The 20,275-nt window shown below is 48.9% G+C and carries 19 protein-coding genes; 18 read left to right on the top strand and 1 reads right to left on the bottom strand.

Annotation, left to right across the window (positions count from 1 at the left end; all coding sequences use genetic code 11):
* Positions 1-56 precede the first annotated feature (56 nt).
* Complete coding sequence (locus OC193_RS25160; protein ID WP_048661255.1) at positions 57-890, bottom strand: hypothetical protein; 834 nt, start codon at positions 888-890, stop codon at positions 57-59.
* Positions 891-1,686: 796 nt separating this feature from the next.
* Here OC193_RS25160 and OC193_RS25155 point away from each other — a divergent pair.
* The 18 genes from OC193_RS25155 (at position 1,687) to OC193_RS25070 (ending at position 19,958) form a co-directional block, all read left to right on the top strand.
* The gene (locus OC193_RS25155) at positions 1,687-1,866 is read left to right on the top strand and encodes a TraY domain-containing protein (RefSeq protein WP_048661537.1); all 180 of its coding nucleotides are present in this window, start codon (positions 1,687-1,689) and stop codon (positions 1,864-1,866) included.
* A 344-nt stretch (positions 1,867-2,210) separates the two neighbouring features.
* Positions 2,211-2,576, top strand: a complete 366-nt coding sequence (locus tag OC193_RS25150; RefSeq protein WP_048661538.1) for a hypothetical protein — start codon at positions 2,211-2,213, stop codon at positions 2,574-2,576.
* A gap of 78 nt (positions 2,577-2,654) precedes the next feature.
* Positions 2,655-2,942 (top strand): type IV conjugative transfer system pilin TraA, encoded by a 288-nt coding sequence (traA, locus tag OC193_RS25145; protein ID WP_048661539.1) that lies wholly within the window; start codon positions 2,655-2,657, stop codon positions 2,940-2,942.
* Between the two features lie 9 nt (positions 2,943-2,951).
* Positions 2,952-3,254 (top strand): type IV conjugative transfer system protein TraL, encoded by a 303-nt coding sequence (traL, locus tag OC193_RS25140; RefSeq protein WP_048661540.1) that lies wholly within the window; start codon positions 2,952-2,954, stop codon positions 3,252-3,254.
* Positions 3,255-3,268: 14 nt separating this feature from the next.
* Entirely contained in the window at positions 3,269-3,844 is a 576-nt protein-coding gene (traE, locus tag OC193_RS25135) for a type IV conjugative transfer system protein TraE (protein ID WP_048662546.1), read from the top strand.
* Positions 3,831-4,616 carry a type-F conjugative transfer system secretin TraK gene (gene traK, locus OC193_RS25130; RefSeq protein ID WP_080967332.1) on the top strand — a complete coding sequence of 262 codons (786 nt, stop codon included), beginning with the start codon at positions 3,831-3,833 and terminating at the stop codon, positions 4,614-4,616. Before traE ends, traK begins: the two co-directional genes overlap by 14 nt.
* On the top strand, positions 4,606-6,144 hold the full coding sequence (locus OC193_RS25125) for a TrbI/VirB10 family protein (protein ID WP_048669620.1): 1,539 nt from the start codon (positions 4,606-4,608) through the stop codon (positions 6,142-6,144). The genes traK and OC193_RS25125 overlap by 11 nt, the downstream gene beginning before the upstream one ends.
* A 2-nt stretch (positions 6,145-6,146) precedes the next feature.
* Positions 6,147-6,542, top strand: a complete 396-nt coding sequence (gene traV / locus OC193_RS25120) for a type IV conjugative transfer system lipoprotein TraV (protein ID WP_048657845.1) — start codon at positions 6,147-6,149, stop codon at positions 6,540-6,542.
* A gap of 151 nt (positions 6,543-6,693) precedes the next feature.
* A complete protein-coding gene (gene traC, locus OC193_RS25115; protein ID WP_048669621.1) occupies positions 6,694-9,243 on the top strand; it encodes a type IV secretion system protein TraC in 2,550 nt (849 codons plus the stop codon).
* Complete coding sequence (gene traW, locus OC193_RS25110; protein WP_080967333.1) at positions 9,194-9,925, top strand: type-F conjugative transfer system protein TraW; 732 nt, start codon at positions 9,194-9,196, stop codon at positions 9,923-9,925. The genes traC and traW overlap by 50 nt, the downstream gene beginning before the upstream one ends.
* A 159-nt stretch (positions 9,926-10,084) precedes the next feature.
* Positions 10,085-11,095, top strand: a complete 1,011-nt coding sequence (gene traU, locus OC193_RS25105) for a conjugal transfer pilus assembly protein TraU (RefSeq protein WP_048661614.1) — start codon at positions 10,085-10,087, stop codon at positions 11,093-11,095.
* 253 nt (positions 11,096-11,348) lie between these two features.
* Complete coding sequence (gene trbC / locus OC193_RS25100) at positions 11,349-12,062, top strand: type-F conjugative transfer system pilin assembly protein TrbC (RefSeq protein WP_171762886.1); 714 nt, start codon at positions 11,349-11,351, stop codon at positions 12,060-12,062.
* A gap of 36 nt (positions 12,063-12,098) precedes the next feature.
* A complete protein-coding gene (gene traN, locus OC193_RS25095) occupies positions 12,099-13,826 on the top strand; it encodes a type-F conjugative transfer system mating-pair stabilization protein TraN (protein ID WP_237300798.1) in 1,728 nt (575 codons plus the stop codon).
* A 23-nt stretch (positions 13,827-13,849) separates the two neighbouring features.
* The gene (gene traF / locus OC193_RS25090) at positions 13,850-14,635 is read left to right on the top strand and encodes a type-F conjugative transfer system pilin assembly protein TraF (RefSeq protein ID WP_132974765.1); all 786 of its coding nucleotides are present in this window, start codon (positions 13,850-13,852) and stop codon (positions 14,633-14,635) included.
* Positions 14,636-14,710: 75 nt separating this feature from the next.
* Positions 14,711-15,124 (top strand): type-F conjugative transfer system pilin assembly thiol-disulfide isomerase TrbB, encoded by a 414-nt coding sequence (gene trbB, locus OC193_RS25085; protein WP_048661583.1) that lies wholly within the window; start codon positions 14,711-14,713, stop codon positions 15,122-15,124.
* Positions 15,121-16,527, top strand: coding sequence for a conjugal transfer protein TraH (locus OC193_RS25080; RefSeq protein WP_048661582.1), 1,407 nt, complete (start codon positions 15,121-15,123; stop codon positions 16,525-16,527). Before trbB ends, OC193_RS25080 begins: the two co-directional genes overlap by 4 nt.
* A gap of 3 nt (positions 16,528-16,530) precedes the next feature.
* Positions 16,531-19,338, top strand: a complete 2,808-nt coding sequence (gene traG, locus OC193_RS25075) for a conjugal transfer mating-pair stabilization protein TraG (RefSeq protein ID WP_237300799.1) — start codon at positions 16,531-16,533, stop codon at positions 19,336-19,338.
* 83 nt (positions 19,339-19,421) lie between these two features.
* Positions 19,422-19,958, top strand: coding sequence for a hypothetical protein (locus OC193_RS25070; protein ID WP_048666366.1), 537 nt, complete (start codon positions 19,422-19,424; stop codon positions 19,956-19,958).
* Positions 19,959-20,275 lie beyond the last annotated feature (317 nt).

The following is a 20,275-nucleotide window of genomic DNA, read 5'->3' as shown; positions in this document are numbered from 1 at the left end:
AGGATAAGGTTCAGACGTGCTGATCCCTCCGCTTTCGCGGAGACAAAAATATCCCTTTAATTAGGGGCTAGGTCGGGTTGATACTCACTAAAGAAGGCTGAGGTTGATTGAGCGTACGTGTTTAATGTTGACGCATTGAAGATCTCTTGTATCCCTGACGCGATCTTACGAAAAGACAGCCACTGAAAGCTCAGTCCTTTCTTTGTCTGACGCTTCCGTGTCGCGAGGATCAATTCGCTGATGTTGGCGTAACGCACGACTTTTAAGTCATTAAAGAAGCGAGGGGTAAACTGTTTGTATGCAGGTGCGCTGCGTATCGTCCCTTCGTCTTGGTCGACACACACATTGATCCGCTCACTGTGAAAATAGCTGGCACGCTTTAGATACTTCACCGCTTTCGCAAAGGACTTCGGCGAAATAAACTCCCCAAAGCGCAACGCATAATCTTCTTGAAGTTGATCGTAGCTGATGGTTTTCAATCCCGCTTCTGTGGGCAAACCGATGCGCCCTCCAATGAGGTCTGTGTTCGGCAGAATGCACGCTAATACTTTCGCAATTAAGGTGCGACACTGCACATTATTCACCGCTTCACCGCCCCATGCATTGAGTGACGGGAAACGATTGGGGTTGGTAATAAATTCTTCACACCCTTTTAAGATCCGCGCGTATTCTGGCGGTAGGGTTTCTACCTTACCGCTTCGGAGCAACCGGCGAGACTTAAATCCGATCTCAAAAGGCGTCTTAGGGTTTCGTGCGTTCTCTTCTTCAACGACACGTTGATACAATTCGATCAAATCCAGTTTCCGAGCCTTACGCTTACGGCGATACTCCGCATCGTAACTCGATTTATCGAGCGGGGGAGGGGAGGAGTCGTGTCCAGGCGTCTTCATAACATTCACCGTCCACGTTTAAAACACACAACGCTTCATCCCGAGGGATAAACAAGCGGTGTTATTGAGAATGTGGAGTCTACTGGGCGTTAGCCCAAGCGAAGGCTGAGTCAAGGTCATATTTTGAAGTCCAAGAGGTTTTTGGGGTGTTTGGATTGGCCGTCCAAACGGTGAAATTTCACGCTATCTCAACCGGGAAAAGAAATCAAATGCCGGTTTTTTAGACACAAAAAAGCCGACTACTCTTGGAAAGTCGGCTTTTTTGCGAGTGCTATATAGTCAGAGTACCACCTCTAACACACTCTAAATCCTAGAAAAAACACACAACATTGGGCACTACAGGTTAGTGAGCAATGTTGTGTGTTTTAACCTTATAGACCTCAGGCAATTATAGCGTGTCGTCACCTGAGATTTCAATCTCGAAGTCTCAAAATGCTCTCTCGATGGTTAATTGTTAACATAATGTAAATAATACGCAGATATGAAAAATCCATAAATAACAACAAGATAAAAAATAACCTTAGAAAAATTTATAGCACATTGAGGGGTGGAAATTAAAATAATTAATCTATTAATTATATAAAATTCAAACAAGCCATCCGTTAAATATCATTTAATTTCTATTAAAATCAATAGTTTATTCTTATGCGTATTATTTACATTATGTTAAATTCAAGAAATGATAAGTCAGTCACAAACCCAACAAAATTAGACGCCAGTGAGCGATTACATGACTCATTGATGTTTCGGTCTGAACGAGAGCGTTTCGGTTTTTTCTATTTAGGAAGACTTTTGTATGAATTTTAAATCAGAATGTATGGTTGAGAACAAGGAAGTCGGTATCGCTTTTAATCTTTCATCAAAGGCGAATAAAACGTTAACGCTCTCGGCGAAAAGAGCAGAGCGGGCCAAAAAGCGCGAAGGGAAACTTCGATTAGAAGATCACCTCAAACGTTTTCCTAATTGGTCGCTGTAACGAATCAGATTGCCGTCTGGGATTATTACCTCTGATGGCCTCGAAGGTGGGCTGCCTTCACTATTGCAAAAAGCGCCGCAGAGGGGCGCAGGCCTGCGTAATATGCCTAACAAATTCAGGAGCCCTCTCTGGGGCGACGTCCAAGGCTGTTTTTCTACTCAATTAAGCACGCTGGTTGAGTGGTGAAATAGAGTTACTTGGGAATACCAGACACCACATCCTTTGGATGTGCGCCTTCTACTACAAGAATGCTCAAGCCAGTTTGTAGCACGGCTCTTGAAAGAGAGCCCATCGTTTTGTTTTTTTAAAAGAACAAAACAATGCCCTAACAAGGAGTGTGGACGATGCAAATTATCTACGGATATTGTCGTGAAGATGAGGCCGCGAGTTTATTAGGCCACTTTGTTGAACAAGGGGATTTTGTCAGCGTCAAAGAACTGGGAACGGTTGGGCGTGAACACATGGCGTTTGCCGCTTTGTTGCCTTTTACTGGGCACCTTGCATTTCCTTTCTGTTGGAAGGGTGTTCATTTGGTCGCGGTTCAAAAACAAGCTCAGTCAGTTAATCGTCTCACTCTCCCAACTTCAAATAATGCTTGTAAAAAACGTTATCGGAAGCTTAAGAACACCATCATTAGCGCTCAAAATTGGAAGCAACATGTGAGCCGTAATCGTGGTTTGAAGTACGCGAAGTCTTCGATGTTTTCTTAAGGATGTGGGAGGGAGCCCCCTTTCCCTCCATCCTGACCATGTACTTGATAATTTTATCACTCAATAAGGATACTTATTATGAAAACACGCACCCAGCGCACCCTCCTTGTCGGGCTTGGCGTTGCTGTTTCGACACTTCTTATCACTCAGCCTGCTCTGGCTGCCGATATCTTCGCGTCAGGTAAGCAAGCCATGAAAGACACGGCGGGCAAAGGCTCTGCGGTTGAAACCGCCATGCTGGGGACTGGGCTTGCAGGGGCGGTCGTCACTGGACTGATGAGCCGTAACTGGTTTGCGGCCGTTGGCGGGTTCATTGGTGGCTCAGTCTTGTGGAATGTTGGAGCGCCACTCGTCGGCTTAGGTTAAGGAGTCACAATGGAAGACCCTCATCAGTTTTTCTCTATCCCAAAACACATGAACAAAGGTCGCCGCTGGCTCGGGTTCCCTGTTGATGAACTCGTGCCTGCCCTCTGCATTTTTGGCCTCTCATTCTGGCTTAAACACGAAATGATAGGGCTGACGTTATCGCTGGCTTGGTTTGGGGGGTTGCGTTACATCAAATCACAATACGGTGATAATATCGTTACCCTGTCACTTTATTGGTGGGGCGCTTCTTTTGTCAGCCCCGCCCTCTTTAAGCGTACCCCCTCAGCCTGTCGTCGCTATTGGATTTTCTAAGGAGACCCTTCATCATGGACCCGTTTGTTAAACGGGATAAGCTGGCCGTCAAAAGTCTCCTCAATCTTTTTTTGAGTGCAGGCTTTCTTTTCATGCTTATCACTAACCTGGTGTTGGGTTACACCAGTTATCAAGCCCTTACCCATCAGAGCCGAACCCTAATCCCACCCACCCTCTCTCAAGCCTTTACGGTTTCGGATGGCACAGTCGATGAGCCTTATCTTGAGCAAATGGCGGATTATCTTCTCTACTTGAAACTCAACATTACGCCAGCCAGCGTTGGACGTCAGTTTGGTCAGTTACTTGAATATTTAGACGAGACAAGCTGGCACATCGTTCAACCTAAGTTGCTTCGAGAAGCCACGGTAATTAAAAAAGACAACATCAGCAGCCAATTTTCTGTCGAGTCTGTCCGTATTTCTCTCAACACTCTCCAAGTGCAACTCTATGGGAAACTCCAAAAGCACGTAGGCCAACGCGCCCTAGATCCGGAGATGAAGTGGTATCAAGTCAACTTTAGCTATGACCAAGGCGTCATAGGTTTACTCTCCATTGAAGAAGTCGAGGTCGACACCGATGAATCTTTATGAGCAATCATTCACCCCATCGCCGCAATGGCACCTTTATTTTTTGTCCATCGCGCTTTGGGTGGTCTTTTTCATCCCCTCTTTTGCCCTAGCTGAAAATGCCGCTATGGTGAGCTATGAGTTTGACGAAGGCGACACGATCCCCTTGTCACTCTCTTCCATTAACGTGAACCGTTTGCTGGTCAAAAATGACCGTATTATTTCGATCGTCTGCCCGAAAGGATTTTGTACCTCAACGGGCAACCAAAAAGACGCTTCCGGCTCTATCACCTTAAAAATTAACCTTCCCTTACCGTTTACCGCGCACCTGACGACAGAAAAAGGGCGATTGTTTGCTCTGTTTATTACCCCCAAAGCCACCCCGTCTTTGGTCACGGAGTTTGTTTGGTCGCAAAACTATAAAGAGCAGCAAAGCCCGACTGAGCAGGCGGCGGATTACCCCGCCGCCATGACAGCGCTCACCAAAGCCATGATGCGTTTTGTTCATGATGGCGCCCCCATCGCCGGCTTTAAACGTCACGACGTTGACCCCAAAACCTTACCCAAAGATGCAGCGTCACTGGCCATCATCCCTCAAACGGTCTTCGTTGGCCGTGATTACTCTGGGGTGGTTTATCAACTCAAAAATCAAAGCCGCAGTGACATGGCACTGACCACCGCACAGTTCTACAGCTATTCCGCACGCTCAGCCGCGCTCGATACCTATCAGTTAAAACCTGGGCAAACCACCACGCTCTATCTCATTACCGGAGGAGGCGCCACCCATGATCGATAACCCCAAAGACGCCTTTGACCGCTTTAAAAAACGCGTCTTCAAAGATACCGACGGTGACTTTGAAGACGGTGGCACGGTCAATGCCGTAACAAGAAAGCGCAATCGCACCATTACGTTCACGGTATTACTGGTGCTTGCCGCCCTGGCTTTTGCTGTTTGGCGGTTAACATTGCCTCCCCAAGAGCAAAGCAAGGACATTCAAGACGTCGGATTTGGTGCTGTCGTCACCGATGATTTTACCGACAAAGACAACCAGTCCGCCCTGACGTTTCAACAAGATAAAATCAACCAAATCGAGCAAAGCTTAGCGCGGTTCGAAGGCACCTTAAGTCGCTTTGGACAAAGCTTAACCTCTGAGTTGGAGAATATTAAAAAAGCCAATGAGCGCGATAAAGCATCGCAATTGACGGAGCTTGAGCAGCAGATGCAACAAAAGCTCGATGAAGTTGACGCGCTCAAGGTCCAACTTGAGACGCAATTAGCCTCAGCCCTCAATGCAGGCGATCCTTCGAATCAACATAGCGTAGAGATCCATCAGGGAAGCACTTTTGGCCAATACAAACTGCCCCCAAGACCTGCCATTAATAGCAACATAGATACCGCCAAGGTGAATGAGTTCCAGTACCAAGAGCAAGATGATGTGGCCTTTAGCGGGGATGCCTTTGATAGTTTTGAATTTCACTGGCAAGCCAGTGTAGAGGAGAGACAATCCCGTCGCACGACCGATAACTACGTGCCAACAGGCACCTTTGTGACCGCCGTGATCACCGGCGGCGCAGACGCTAATGGGGGCGTCTCTGGACAAGGGGATACCTCACCGATTGTCTTTCAGACCGTCAATCAGGGGATTTTACCCAACGGTGAGCAATCCAAATTAAAGAATTGCACGATCACCGGTGCCGTTTACGGCGAAATCTCATCCAGTCGCGGCGTCGCTCGCACCAATAGAATGAGCTGCATCCACCCTAATGGCGATATTCTCGATATCCCCGTCAATGCGACCGTGTTTAACTTTGGGCGCAATGGTATTCGCGGTACCACCATTATGAAAAACGGTAAAATCGTTCAAATGGCCGGCATTGCGGGGATCTTGCAAGGTGTCGGTGATGCGGGTAAAGCCCTGGCACAAACCACGACACCGACGGCGCTCGGACCAAGTCAAAGCATCAACAGCGATAAAATTGGGTTGAATCTGCTTGGCGGCGCCACGGAAAGCGTTGGCAGCAAATTGGCGGACTACTACATCAAACTGGCCGAGCTCTATCATCCGATAGTGGAAGTCAATCCTGGTGCCATCGTCAATATTGTCTTTTTGGAAGGCTTTCCATTAGATCCCCTATTGGCCGATGAATACGAAACCCGTATTAATGAGCAGCGTGAGCAAGTCTCCAACAGCAACCAGCTCTTGGATGTCATCACCAACGTTCCCTCTCTTCCACAAACCACTCAAACTGCCCCCATCAACCCATTAGCGCAAAAAATAACCCAACAAGGGTTAAGCGACGTGGGCTTTGGGCGTGAGGAATAACCATGAATAGGCATTCTTTGTTCTCACTATCGATACTCTTAGGTCTGACCGGTTGCAGCGCGGGCTTTGAGAGCGAATACAGTTGCGATAAGGTCGGCGGCGTTTCAGGGTGTGTCACCATGAACGAGGTTCGAGACAACCTATACGGTTATACCGGAGACAGTGGAAATGCCACCGTCTCTCCTCAATCTCGTCTCGCCCCACCTTCTGTCTTTACCTTACTGCCAAGGCGTAGCCGAGATGGTGAGCCTGAGCGAAGCCAAGAACACGTTAAAAAACTCACCGTCTTCCCTTTCATAGACAAAGACAATCACTACATCGATACGATGGATGTTTACTTTGTCTTAGACGATAGCCGTTGGTCTGGGCGCCCTGCGCGCGCGATTTGGAAAGATTGATTAGGAAAAAAAAGAAACGAAGCTTAAACATCATTTTTATCATGGGCGCGCGACATTCAGTCTCAGACTTCTCTCAATTAGGGGGTAATCCATCAAGCGATCCAAGATTGTGTCACGCCCCCTAACATTAAAATAGAAAAAGGGATCCCCCATGTTTTCCTCCTCACGCAGTGGCTTATCCGCCTTATTTCAAGAGGCCAAGCAAGCCCAAAACCACCTTCACCATGAACTGCCGTATCGAGACTACGATCCCATTGAGCAGGTGTTCGACAATACTCACTCTCGCGGTTTTGGTTTTAAAATCAGTCTCCTTGGGGGCGCTAACGACGATTTAATTCAGTCGTTAAGCCACCTTATGGGGGATTTACCCGCAGGGGATAAATGGGATTATCAAGTGCAGCTTTTTGGTCACAACCGAGTGGCGCACTATCTCGAAGGGAACCAAGCCCTTCTCAGTCAGCGGGGCGGTATCTGTCAGAAAATGGCCAACGATGACGCCATTTACGCCCACTACGCGGCGCAACACGGGTTTCTACATAGGCAAAAAAACAATCGCTTTGATTTGCGCGACTACGACGCATTCTTTTTTGTCTCCACCACGGAAAAAGACCCACAAGAGCTGCTTGATGCGAGAATGACTCTAGAAACGGGGCTGGCGCAGCTTGGTTTTGATTTACTGCCCGTCACGCCTGAGGGACTGTTGACCAGCGTCGGTGATACCTTAAACTTTGATAAAAGCCAAGACAGACCCAATGAAAAAAGCTACAACCCATTAGAACCTTTGAACCTGCAAGCGTTATCTCCCGATACCGAAGCGTTAACCCATCGTGGTCATATCGCCACCCGTCATACCAATGACCAAGGGGAAGAGGTACGCACACGCCTTGTTCATTTAGGGCTTTCTCGATTGCCTGGTGATTATCGCTTGTACGCTTTACCAGAAGCCTTTTCTTCAATCCGTAATGTGTCGCGTAACATCACTTGCCCTCATCGCGTTACCTTGAGTTTTCGCAATGAGCCAACCGGTAAGCAAAATGCGGATAACGATAACAAGATAAAAGACTTAACCAAGACGGTGAACAGCCAAATGGCGATACTCGCGCCCATGGCTGAAGATGAACTCAAAGAGCGCAAAGCCTTGCAAAAAGGGTTGTTGTCTAAAGAGTTCACCATTGCATCTATGGTGCTCACGGTCTCGCTGATGACCGATAAAGCCCACCAGAAAAAAGACACCCAAGCGGCGAAGGAGTCATTTAGCCATGCTGGCCTTGACATCATTCCACTGAAAATGAATCAGCCACAAGCGCTGCTCTCCACGTTGCCTTTTATGATGAGTGAAGGATTATGGGGCGATTGTAAAAAAGCGGGGCGCGTTCGTACCTTAAAGAGCTCTAACCTGGTGAATTTCTTTCCGCTCATCATGGACTTTAGCCAGCTCAAAGGTGGCGTATTGCTGCCCACTATGCGCCAACAAATTTCGTTCTTTAACCCTTTCACCTGTGGCAGTGATAACCAAAACATCGCCCTGACGGGAGGCTCAGGCGCAGGGAAAAGCTTCCTAGTCCAAGAAATCGCTGAAACGGTTTACGCCATGGGCGGTAAAGTGTGGATCCTCGATAAAGGAGCCAGCTATAAAAAGCTGACCCTGAGCCTTGGGGGGACCTACATGACCCACGCCAACATCTTCTTAAACCCGTTCACGCATTTAGGCGCCATGCAAAGTGCTGAGTTTGAGTTTGTGGATGATGACGGCAGACCTGTCGATCCCATGATGGAAGCGCTCGATAATATCACGGCGTTGTTTGCCACCATCGCGTCACCCTACGTACCACTGACGGCGTTTCAACAAAGCGTCTTAGGCGATGCGATAGTGACGGCATGGGAGCGTAAAGGTCATCAAGTCTTGGTGGATGATGTCAGAGACGCCTTGATTGAGATTGCTGGAGAAGAAAGCGACCGACGCATTAAAGACATAGCGGTGCAACTGAAAAAGTTCTGCACAGATGGCATGTACAAAGACGTGTTCAACAAGCCATCCATGCTCGACCCCAATGTGGAAATCACCACGCTTGAACTCGATGGGTTCCCGCCTGCTGTGCTCAGACCCGTGATTTTTGCTCTCATGGTGTCGATTAACCAGCAGATGTACCTAGCTGGATCTCGCTCTACCCCAAAGCTGTGCATCATTGAAGAGGCCTGGAGCCTCCTCTCTGGGGCAAACGAGCAAGCGAGGGAGTTCATCAACACCGGTTATCGCACCGCCCGTAAGTTCGGCGGCGCTTTTTGTACGGTGACTCAAGGGATTGAAGACTTCTTTAGTAACGAGGAAGCCAAAGCCTGCTACAACAACTCAGACATTCACATCATTCTTCGTCAAGGGGAAGGGTTTGATAAGTATCTGCTCCAAAACCCGGATGCCTTCTCACCGTTTGAGCAGCGCATCATTAAAAGCTTCGCCCCGTCTGTTGAAGCAGGATACAGCAGCGCGCGCATCAAAGCGGGTGGCCATGTCACCTATCACCGCTTTTTCGCCTCTCCGGTGAAACGCGCCATGTTCTCAACCGAGCCTAAGGAGTTTGAGTATTGTGAAAATCTTTATAAACAAGGCCAATCACTGGAGCGCGCCATTGAGCAAACCTCCAGGCACTTTTATGGCAAAGACATTGACGCCTTTAATCAAGCCATTGGGGCAAGCACTTAGTTTGCTGCCTTTTATCCTCGCAGCAGGCATGGCCACTTTTAACGCTCACGGGAAAGCGCTGGGGCAAGTCGCCCCGGTCTTCCCTATCGGTGAAATCGACATGCTGGAATGGATACACCAAAGACTGAAAGGGTTTGAGGCCAGTGGTCAATTGGCGGACATGCAAAACGAGTTCACTGAGCGCGCCCTGCAAAGCATTGAAAACCCGCCGCCGGTTGCAGGCTTAACCACCACAACCGATCCCCGCACCTTTTATGTAGATCCAAGCATCACTCTCCCTAAAGACATCATCGCCCCCACCACGGGGGCCGTGATTGCCAAAGCGGGCACCAGAGTGAACCCCTTTGATAGCCGCACTTGGCCAAAGGTAGACGGTCAAGACGTTTTGCCTCTATTTGAGCTCAGTAAGGTACTGGTCTTTTTTGATGCCAGAGACGCGCAGCAACGAAGGTTCGCCAGCGAGTATCAAAACGCCAAGCCAATCAAGTGGGTGCTGACGGGAGGCAGCCCGAATAAAATGGCGACCTTACTTGATGCAAGAATGTATTTTGCGCAGCAAGGCCACTTAACCCAATCGCTTAACATCACTCACGTCCCGGCCATTGCCTATCAAGATGGCACGCGCTGGCGCATCGATGAAGTGAACGTATCGGGTTTGCAGCCCTTGGAAGTAGAGCAATGATAATGAAATGGCCTTAGAAGTGCGCGCCTCCCCTTGATCATGCTTCCAATATCACTTCTTTTTCTATTAACCAAGCTCGCTTTTGGCTGCGATAATGTGGCGAAGCCTGTTGTCGAGACAAAAGGAGTCCCACGCTCTGCGTGGAAAAAGGACCCCACCATGACTCAACGACACTTGCGTTTACTGTTGTGCTGCCTATTGGTTTTTATTGCCCCATCAACCCTAGCAGCCAGTGCGGCGTGTAAAAGCCGTTTTATTAACCCCATTACCGATATTTGTTGGGATTGTTTGTTCCCGATGACAATAGGCTCATCCACAGTCATGCCGTCCAAATATCCAGACACCAATAACCCCACAATGCCTATCTCTTATTGCCCGAAACCGCCGCCTATCTTTGTGCAAATCGGCATCAACATTGGCTATTGGGAGCCTTATGCCTTAACCGATATCACGCGCGTCCCTTATTGTATGGTGAACATGGGCGTGCAAATGTCAGGCGCCAACACTCAGCGTATCGGTGGTCGCGTGACCGCTCGTGACAGTGACAGCAGTGACGGAGGTTTTTATCACGCCCATTGGTATAAGTACCCCATCATTTATTGGCTACAACTGATGCAATCCACCGCCTGCATGGCCACAGATGTGTTTGATGTTGCCTACATGACGGAAATTGACCCACTTTGGGACGACGATGAGTTATCCCTCATTCTCAATCCCGAAGCGTTACTGTTTGGTAACCTAGTGGCTCAGCTTGCGTGCGTGCCCGAAGCCATGTTGACCTCCACTAACACGGCCTTACCTATTGATGCGTTATTTTGGTGTTTAGGCTCACAGGGCAGTGCCTATCCGCTTACTGGCACCACCAACTATCGAGACACGCCCATCCAGGCGGCGACACTCTTGATGCAAAAGCTTAACTACAAACTGCATCGACAAGGGATCATCTGGGAGACGCGCGGCGAAGATGGCGCGATTTGTTATCAATATCCCGATCCTATTTTGCCAAAATCTCGTTATCGGTATCAAATGTCGGGCCCTATTCCCGATGCCGCCTGGTGTCACCCGTACACCACCACGACCACGCTCTGGGAAGCCGGCCATGACAATCCGGTCACAGGGGATAACTTTGGTTTTGTACAATGGCGAAAGCGCAACTGTGTCTTTTTATAAGGTGACGCGATGATGCCCAGACCTACCCACAAAAATGAGACTGACCTATTCATTGCCAGTCACCCTGACTCCCTTACCGATTTTTTAAAAACAGATCTCGCCAACCACAAGCACATTTACTGCTGTTTCTCGCTCTCGCAGTTTTGCTTCTCGTTTTGTCGCGATCTCAATGCTCGTCAGGTGCTGTCAATCAGCTGCCAAAACGCTCACACCCTCTACCCACCCTTTCAGCGGCCATAATGAAGAGGTTACTATGACCATTCCATCTTTTGAGAGCACCTTTAGGCGCTCTCTTGTTTTTCTGTGTTTTTTTATCGCGTTACCCACCCAAGCTTACACGGAGCAAGAGCTCAAAGCTTTTGCCAAGCTTGAGCAAAAAATGACTCAACAACCGGAGGCGGCGAAGGCGTGGCCTACGGACGACATACAAAATAAAGCCCAGGCTTATCGAGAAGAAGCGCTGACTCTCAGCCGCAAGGTTCAAGAGTTGATAAAAGAAGAGACTCTTTCCCCCTTGCTAGGAAGACAAAAGCCCACGCGCCACCCTGACCAAGCCCCAAAAGGGGTGATGGTGTTTGTGTCACTCACCATGCCCAAGACCGCGCTCAAGCAGCTTCTGATGCAAAGTGAACACTTAGGCGTGCCACTGGTGATACGCGGTGTCTTACCCGAAGGTTTTCCGGCCACGGTCAAGCGGATCGAGGCCTTGATACGCTCACCCAATAAGGCGCCCATTCAAAGCGGCTTTTCCATCAGCCCCGATTGGTTTAAGCAATTTGATATTCACCACGTACCGGCCTTTGTTTCGGTTAAAAAAAACCGCTGCTTACCTAAGCAGCCTTGTAAAACCAGTGACTACGACATCCTTTACGGCAACATTTCACTTTACCAAGCTCTGGATTACCTCGCTGCCGGGGATGCGCAGCAAAACATTCACCCGCTGCTGCGCACGCTCTATTCCCAATAACCCTCTCTCGCCCCAATTTTTGATGAGGTGCTCTATATGCGCATTGACCTTTGGACTGCGCTCACGCTCAGTCTTTTATCCACTATCTCGCTTGCCAGCGAACAACACACTTTTACCGAGAGCGCTCATTGGGCGAAACAAACGGCAAGCCAAGCGCTCACGCCTCATGCCCTCCCGCTCAATGTCGATGACTATTGCAAAGACGCCACGTGTCGAAAAGAGATCCGCAGTCCAAAAGAATCCACACTGTCAGACAGTGAGATCAATGCACAAAAAGGGACAGAGTTTGTGACCAATGAACTGGCTCAAGACATCAACGCGAACTTCAATAAAGGTCGACCCGATGTTAAATACGACCCGGCGATGCGCTTTGCCTTACTTGGCCAAGAGAATGCTTTTGAAATCACTCATGGCATCTCAAATGCCTATGTCGATTGTGATAGCGGCTCCCAGTGCCTTATCGAACACATTCCTAAACAGTGTCATCGTCCAACGAATAACAATGTGCCTTGTACAAAAGTTCCCGTTGCCTCCGTGAGCACCGGTGAGGTGAGCTACCGCTGTCCATCCGGTTGGACACAACAAGGGAGGGATTGCCAACGCCCCCTCCCACAATGCCGATACAATAATGACAATTACGTAAGGCAATCAGGGACTAGAAGAGGTTTTTCGGGATTAGAAACCACGTATTTTTGGGATGGAAAGATAGTCTCTCCCAACCAAGGCTACACGCTTGGCGAGTTAATACATACCATCAACTTAAACTGGCAATGGAGCGCATACTGGCATAAACGCTACCAGATTTGTCGACCCACCACACAAACGAAAAAAGCCACATTGAGCTGCTCAAACGGATTCTCTTTATCCGGGGGGAACTGCATCAAGAACAATATGACCTGGCGAACACAATGCAGCCTGATGAACTCGTGCAATGTCACTAGCCAGCAATGTCTTGAAGGCCGAGCCACACGCTCGGTGAATGGCATTCCCACCACGCTCAACTGTTGGAAATATCAGGTTAACCATCGTTGTGACCGCCCTGACACCTGCGCGGACCTCCCGAAAGACTGTACGACTCAAACTCGACATTGCAGCCTGAAGCAAAATGGGGTGTGCGTCGAGCAAGAGGTCACAAAGAGCTGTGCTGAGAAGACATGCCGAGCCACTGACCTGCAATGTGGTGAGCACTCCTTCTGTCTTGACGGAGAGTGCTATGTGCCCGAGCCCAAACTTAACGGCAACTTTGACAAGTCCGTCGCCGCGCTAGCGGGGCTTGCCGAAGCCGTGAAAGACATCGGAGACCCACCCAAAATATTCACGGGTAAGCCGATGAAGTGCAATAAGAAACTCGCGGGTTTTAACGATTGTTGTAAAGACTCAGGATGGGGGCAAGGATTGGGAGCGAAATGCAGCGAAGCGGAAGAAGCGCTGGGGAAAGCCAAAGAGAAAGGCTTAACCCTGTACGTGGGGCAATACTGCGCCAAGAAAGTGCTGGGTGTCTGCACACGTAAAAAGCGCAGTTACTGCGTTTACGACAACAAGCTGGCCAAAATCATTCAAGAGCAAGGCTCTATTCAGCAACTGGGTAAACGGTTAGGCAGTGCAAAAAATCCCACCTGCGCCGCCATTACTCCCGAAGAACTGGGTCAAATCAACTTTGAGCACATTGATTTTAAAGAGTTCTACCCAGAAATGCGAGCCAACACCAACCTCCCCAACTTTGATGAAATCAAGAAACGACTTCAAAGTGCCACGGGCGGATAACCACCTCGACTGAACCAAGGTCTATGATGATGAAAAATCCACTGCTTTGCGTCATTACCCTAACGCTGCTTGCCCACCTCCCACCCACTCTGGCTCATGAAACCCCTCTAGGGTGGCGATGGTACAACGAGCCTAAGGCAAGGCCCGACAAACCCAAACCTAAGCCGCTACCAAGCAACACGCAAACCACAGTATCAAGCCCTAAAACCCTATCGGCCACCGAACAGATGGACTGGTTTCACTCTGTGCATATTGAGGCGCAAAACGACGCGGTCATTCATCCCAAAGATAAAGACAAGCTCGCGAAGTTTTTAGCGTTAAATCATTTTATCACGGACCAAACCGACCAATTGGGCATGACCTTTAAAGCGCTGCTGCTCGAAAGACCGGAGTTTTCTTACACCAAAGACCATCCGACCGAGCAAGCAGCAAGACAGGTGTATTTAGAGTTAGAGGAGAAGAAGAAAACCGCGGCGGTTGAAAATATGAAGCAAGACGGATGGGGCTTTTTCTTTGTCTATGACGGGGAAGATACACTGAGCCAGCAACTCGCCCCATCCATTCAAGCGTTTGCTGACCGATACCATTTTGAGCTCCTTGGGATCAGTAATGACGGAACCTTCATCACTCACCTCAAAGAAAACCGCCACAATCAAGGCAAAGTCTCGGTGCCTTTTACGCCCGCCTTAATTTTGGTGCAGCCAAGCACTGGAGAGATGAAGCCACTGGCGTACGGCTGGATAAGCCAAAATGATTTAATTGGACGCTTTTACAACGTCGCCACCAATTTTGAGCAATCGGATTTTTAAAGCAACTTCGTCCATGCCGCTCTCTTAAAGGATGTTCACTCTCTTTTATTTCTTCCTAAAACGTCAGGAGGCGCTATGCCATTTTTTCGTACCCTTGTGCTGGCTTTTTTGATTCATGCAACCACCGCACATGCTGCTATGCAAAACCAATATGCCCTGGTGTTCTTTTTTGAAAGCACCTGCCCGTACTGCCATAAGACAGCTCCTAAAATCACTCGCCTTGGCGAACGATTTCAATTACCGGTTTACGCCTTCTCTGTTGATGGTCCAGGCATTCTAGGGTTTGAGGTCCCTATTCCTGTCACACCAGAGATAGGCAAAACCTTTTTTCCAGGCCAGAGGAAAACGGTCATGCCTGCGACCTTTTTAATGAACGTCAACAGCCGTAAATTCTCACGTCTGAGCATTGGAGACGTCCCAGAAAGCACGCTGGCTCATAGCATTCAGAACGCCCTTAACGATCCGCGTGTGCAGGAGGCGCTGCAATGAAGCGATCACTTTTCCACCACTTATCCACCGTTTCGGTGCATAAGCGAGTTATTCCTTTCGTTCTTATCAGCTTATCAAGCGCTAGCCACGCCGACACCAACCACTCACTGGCGCGTTTTTTTGATAACTCAGGGTATAACGCCAACGTCTCAAACCCAACGGCTTACCAAGGGCAGTCGGCCAACTACTACACCGGTGGCAGTTTGTTTGTGCGTAATCAAATTGTCGATGCACAATTGGTCAGCGTCACGGTCCCTTCAATCAGTACGGGATGCTCTGGCATTGATATGTTTATGGGAGGATTTTCACACATCAGCTCAGACCAACTGGTGAAACTGGGCAAAGCGATTATTCATAATGCTCCTCCTTTTATTGTCAATTTAGCCCTGCAAACCTGGGCGCCGCAGCTCAAACAAAACCTGGATAATCTCCAAGCCAGGCTCGACAAATATCTCAATCAATCGGTGAACTCTTGTGAAGCCGCGCAAGCGTCCATCGGTGGACTGGCCGCCTTTGCTTTGCCCGCCACCAAAAAGCACGTCTGCGCGGCCCTCGGCACACAAAACAATGCCTTCTCGGATTGGGTGCAAGGTCAGCAGGAATGTGGCGCAGGAGGCAAAGCGGCCGGTCAATTAGCGAACGCCAAAAAGGATCCAGCGCTAAAAGATATGACCCAAACCCATCACAACGTGGTCTGGTCTGCGATCATGAATAACGCTTTTTTGTCCTCCGACAAAAATCTAGCGCAATTTATGATGAGCTTGTCAGGCACTTACGTGTACGACAAAGACGGCAACCCGCGTTACTACCCTAGCCTTTTGACCGACAACAACAATCTGGTCAATGTCTTGCTCGAAGGGGGCAAGTCTGACGTTTATCAGTGTCGCAAAACAGCCCCTGATGCGTGCATTACCATTACCAAGCGCAATAACCTCTCCATCACTCAAGCCAACGGGATTCAAAACCAGATACGCAAACAACTGGACTCGATACTGCAAAAGATAGCCACCGACCAAAGACTCACGCGTCAACAAGAGGGCTTTCTGGAGCTGATTCAAACGCCGGTACTCAAGTTCTTTATTGACGACTTATCCGCCAAGCAACCCCCCGATACCAGCAACTACTCGCGAATGATAGCGGTGGAGCTGCTTAATCAGTACCTCGTGAGCATGTTAAATGTTGCCAGCCAATCCTTAGCCAACACCAACAACAGCCAGGATGACATCGCCCTCATCACTCGTGATATCGATAACGCCAAACGCTTTACCGCGGGGCTTGCCGATAAAGCCATTGAAGCGCTCAACAAACGCAATCAACTGATTGATTCGCAGAGAAAAACCGCGCTGCAAAGCACAAATGAAATCAGCACGACCACCAAACCTGCGCAAGCTTATGGGAACTGACCTATGATACTCGAATATTACACTTACACTTCCGGCGAAGTGGTCAACAAAGCCTTTAATGCGCTGGCCACTTTTTTTAGAACCAATACCTTTGGGGATTACTTACAGATGTGCATGATGCTGGGGCTTGTTACCAGTTTGTTTATCTTCATGCTGTCACGGAATCCCAAAGACCTCATCAAATGGATGGTGGTGTTCTTTGCTGTGCCCCTGTTTCTAATCAATATGAAAGCCGACATGCTTATCATCGATAAGACGCAACCGGGTAAGGCTTACAAGGTGGATAATGTCCCTTACCTCGTGGCCGTGCCTACTTACTTTTTCTCTTCTATCATGGTGGGGATGGCCGAAGGCGTGGAAGGCATTTTCACCACCTCTGACGATGAGCGTTATGGTCGGACTGGGATGCTGTTTGGCTCTGAGCTTTATCAGCTCTCAAGACAATCCAGAATCAATGAGTTGGCGCTACAAAAGCTCTGGCGAGACTACTTTCATAACTGCATGATTGGGGATGTGAGAATCAACGGGAAATACACCTGGGATGAACTCTTTGCCGCGCCTGATATTTTTGCCTTTCTAGACGGCGTTAGGCAAAGCCCACTGCGCGCCCTTTTTCTTGATGAAGGGGGCGGTCAAAGCACCTACAAGCGGTGCGAAGAAGCCTACCCTATCATCAAGCAGCGCTTTAATGATGCCGCAGATAAAAACATGAGTTTGTTAGCGCATCAATTGCTCGGCAAAGACGCGGACCGTTATAAACCCCAAGTGGTGCAATCGTTGCAGCGCAGCTACAACAAATTTTTTGCCATCAGTACCAGCGCGTCCAACACCATCAAACAAAATATGTTGATGAACGAGCTGCGCTATAACCTTGATAGCCTAGACCCAACGCAAGCCGCGCTCAATTACGCCTATACCACCAACAAACTGCAAACCACCTCGATGTGGGCGTCATTGGGCTTAATGGCGAGAGAATACTTGCCGATGCTCCATACGATGATGTTTATGTTGTTCGCGTGTTTGGGCTTCTTTGTTGCCGGGGCGGCAGTCATTCCTGGCTTAACCATGATGGTGCTCAAAAACTATTTTGGCACGTTTGCCTTTTTGGCCACTTGGCCAGCCTTGTTTGCCATCATCAACGGCTTTCAGCTTTGGGGGCTGGAGTCTCTGTCTACGGATGTCTCGGGGAAGTTCGGAGGGCTGGTGCTCTCCAACGCGAATACCGCGGATGAGCTTCACAGTCGCTTCGCCTGGATGACCGGTATCTTGATGGTAGCCGTCCCTATGATAGCCAAAGGGATTTTAAAAGGCGGTCAAGAAGTCCTGTCGAGCATGAACTATCAGCTATCGAGCATGATTAACTCGACCAATGCTAGAGCCAGTGCTGCGGCTTCCACGGGTAATCTGGATTTTGGCAGTATGCAGATTGACAACCACAGCATGAACAACACGCATGCCAATAAGTTTGATACAAATACCCTAACCAACCAGGGCCACACCTACACCCAAAACCCAGACGGCTCGGTGACCACACAACACGGAGATGGGCGCACCACCTACGACAGCTCACAAACCACCAGTCGCGGCAACATCAGCGCCAACACGCAAAGCATGCTGCAAGAGAGTGTGGCGAATGCCCGTAGTCACACAGCGCAAAACCTAGAGCAAAATAGCACCCAACTGGGTCAAACTATCCAAGGAGGCGCCGCGCTGAGCGACCGCTGGCATGACAGTGTGAGTAAAAACCTGGCTTACGGTGAAGGCAGCACCAGTGGCTTTAACACTCAAGTCAGTCAAGGCATGAATGACATGCAAACGGCAGTGAACAGCGTAAGTCAACAAACGGGTTGGACGAAAGACCAATCACAAGCTTACCTGCAAAGTGTCTATGGCGGCTTCGAGGGCGGCGTAGGCACAGGCAAAGGGGCATCGCCATTCAATTTAGGCGCCAGTGGCGGTGTGAAATGGTCTGATGATGAACGTACGGCTTACAGCAAGATGAATACCGAGCAAAAGCAGCAGCTTGAGCAAGCCACGAAACAATACACCGAAGGGGCCAATGCCGTGACCAGTGCCGGTACGCAGGTGGATAATAAAGACACCCGAACTTCGGTTGAGCAGTTTGCGCATGATTTTGCGATTAACGCCAGCAACACCAAGTCTCTTGGTGCTAGCGTGATGCAAAGCCAATCGGACTTGAACGCCCTATCGAATACTCAAACGCGCCTAGACTCTGGCAGTGCCAGCTTTACGGCCAACGCGATTCAAGGCTTCCAGAATTACCTAGAAAAACAGTTAGAACAACCAGACGTCCAACGCCTAATGACCGCCCATCAACCGGAAGATATTGCCGATGCTAAAAAGTCTTGGCAAGAATTCACTCGCACTGAAGCGTTCGCCACCATGGCGGGGCTCGATGGTGATGCGGCAAAAATTGTGGGCAAAATGAACCAAGCGCACCAAGCCACCACACCGACAGGGCCACTTACCCTCTCACCGGAGCAAAACAACACGATGGAGAAAGAATGGGGGAGTACCGTCGATACCGTGGCTGCTACCCGCACGGCTATGCTGCACAACAATGAAACGGGCGGACTGTTTAATCAAGAGCGCTTTGATGGTGTCACCGATGAAGTGAGGTATCAACAAGAGGAGGCGCAGAAACCCATCAGCAAACCTGAGCCGATGATTAAACTGACCATCGCGTCGCAAGTCGAAGAGGAGGTCACTCCACCCGAAAGGACGGAATACGTCACCTCCGACCAAGCCTATCCATCAGCGCCAAGATACACAAAAAAACCGAAAGCATAATATTGATCTCGATTCATAAAATAGAACTTTATGCACCACCTAGGTGCTGGTATTATGAACAGGGTTCTAAAGGGAGAGTGACCATGAAAACTGTCTTACCATTACTGCTACTTACCTGTGCGAGCGTGCAAGCTCAACCCCGCTCTCCTGAGCTCACTCAACTGCTGAGCGAGATACACGAGCAGTACGAGCTCGCGGTAATAAATAAAAGACCATATTCCCAAGACCTGCCAGACATCACCAAACTGCCCTACTTCTTGCAGCACATTGATGAAACAGACACTGTGGGATCCATACGCTTAAACGCCTACCTACAAGGTTTGCAATCCGCGTATTTTTATAGTGCTTACCGCCAGCAAAAATTAGGGGGCAATAACTGGTTTTGTATGCGCGATACGATGGCGCTCGATCCAAAGCGTCACCCTGAGTTCCTTGAAGAAATGATTTGGACGGTGCTTGAGAAGACAGCCAAAAACGATCCAAGAAAGTTTAGAAGAGATAATTACGCCGGCTCCTTCAGCGCGACTCTTGATTACATTATTGGATATGGATTACAAACCGAATACCCTTGCTACAGCCCTATTCCTAAATCGTTACAATTTAACGGTTGGAAATATTAATCTCGGCACAGCTATTTCTAGAACGAAGTGGCCCATTGTTAGTTTCTTCGAACAAATTTGTCTTTTTCAATCAGTCGCAATTTACCCAGATATTGCTCATAGGACGGAAGTGTTTTTTTAGAAACAATTAAAGCGTTACGACCTTTAAACATCCGAGGAGATAGGACATTCTCGCCTGAAACCTATCGAAAAACACTAAAAATATCTGTTAGTTAAATCATCATCTAACCTGTCGTTTTAAATCTAATGGACCGTTGAATTGAGCAGCCTTCGGCTTGTATTTAGAAGTTATTCGCAAAAGCGAATCGATGGAGAAG

This window comes from Vibrio crassostreae (genome assembly GCF_024347415.1).
Classification (GTDB): domain Bacteria; phylum Pseudomonadota; class Gammaproteobacteria; order Enterobacterales; family Vibrionaceae; genus Vibrio; species Vibrio crassostreae.
The sequence above is the reverse complement of the archived record's forward strand: the minus strand, read 5'-3'. Positions and strand labels throughout refer to the sequence as shown.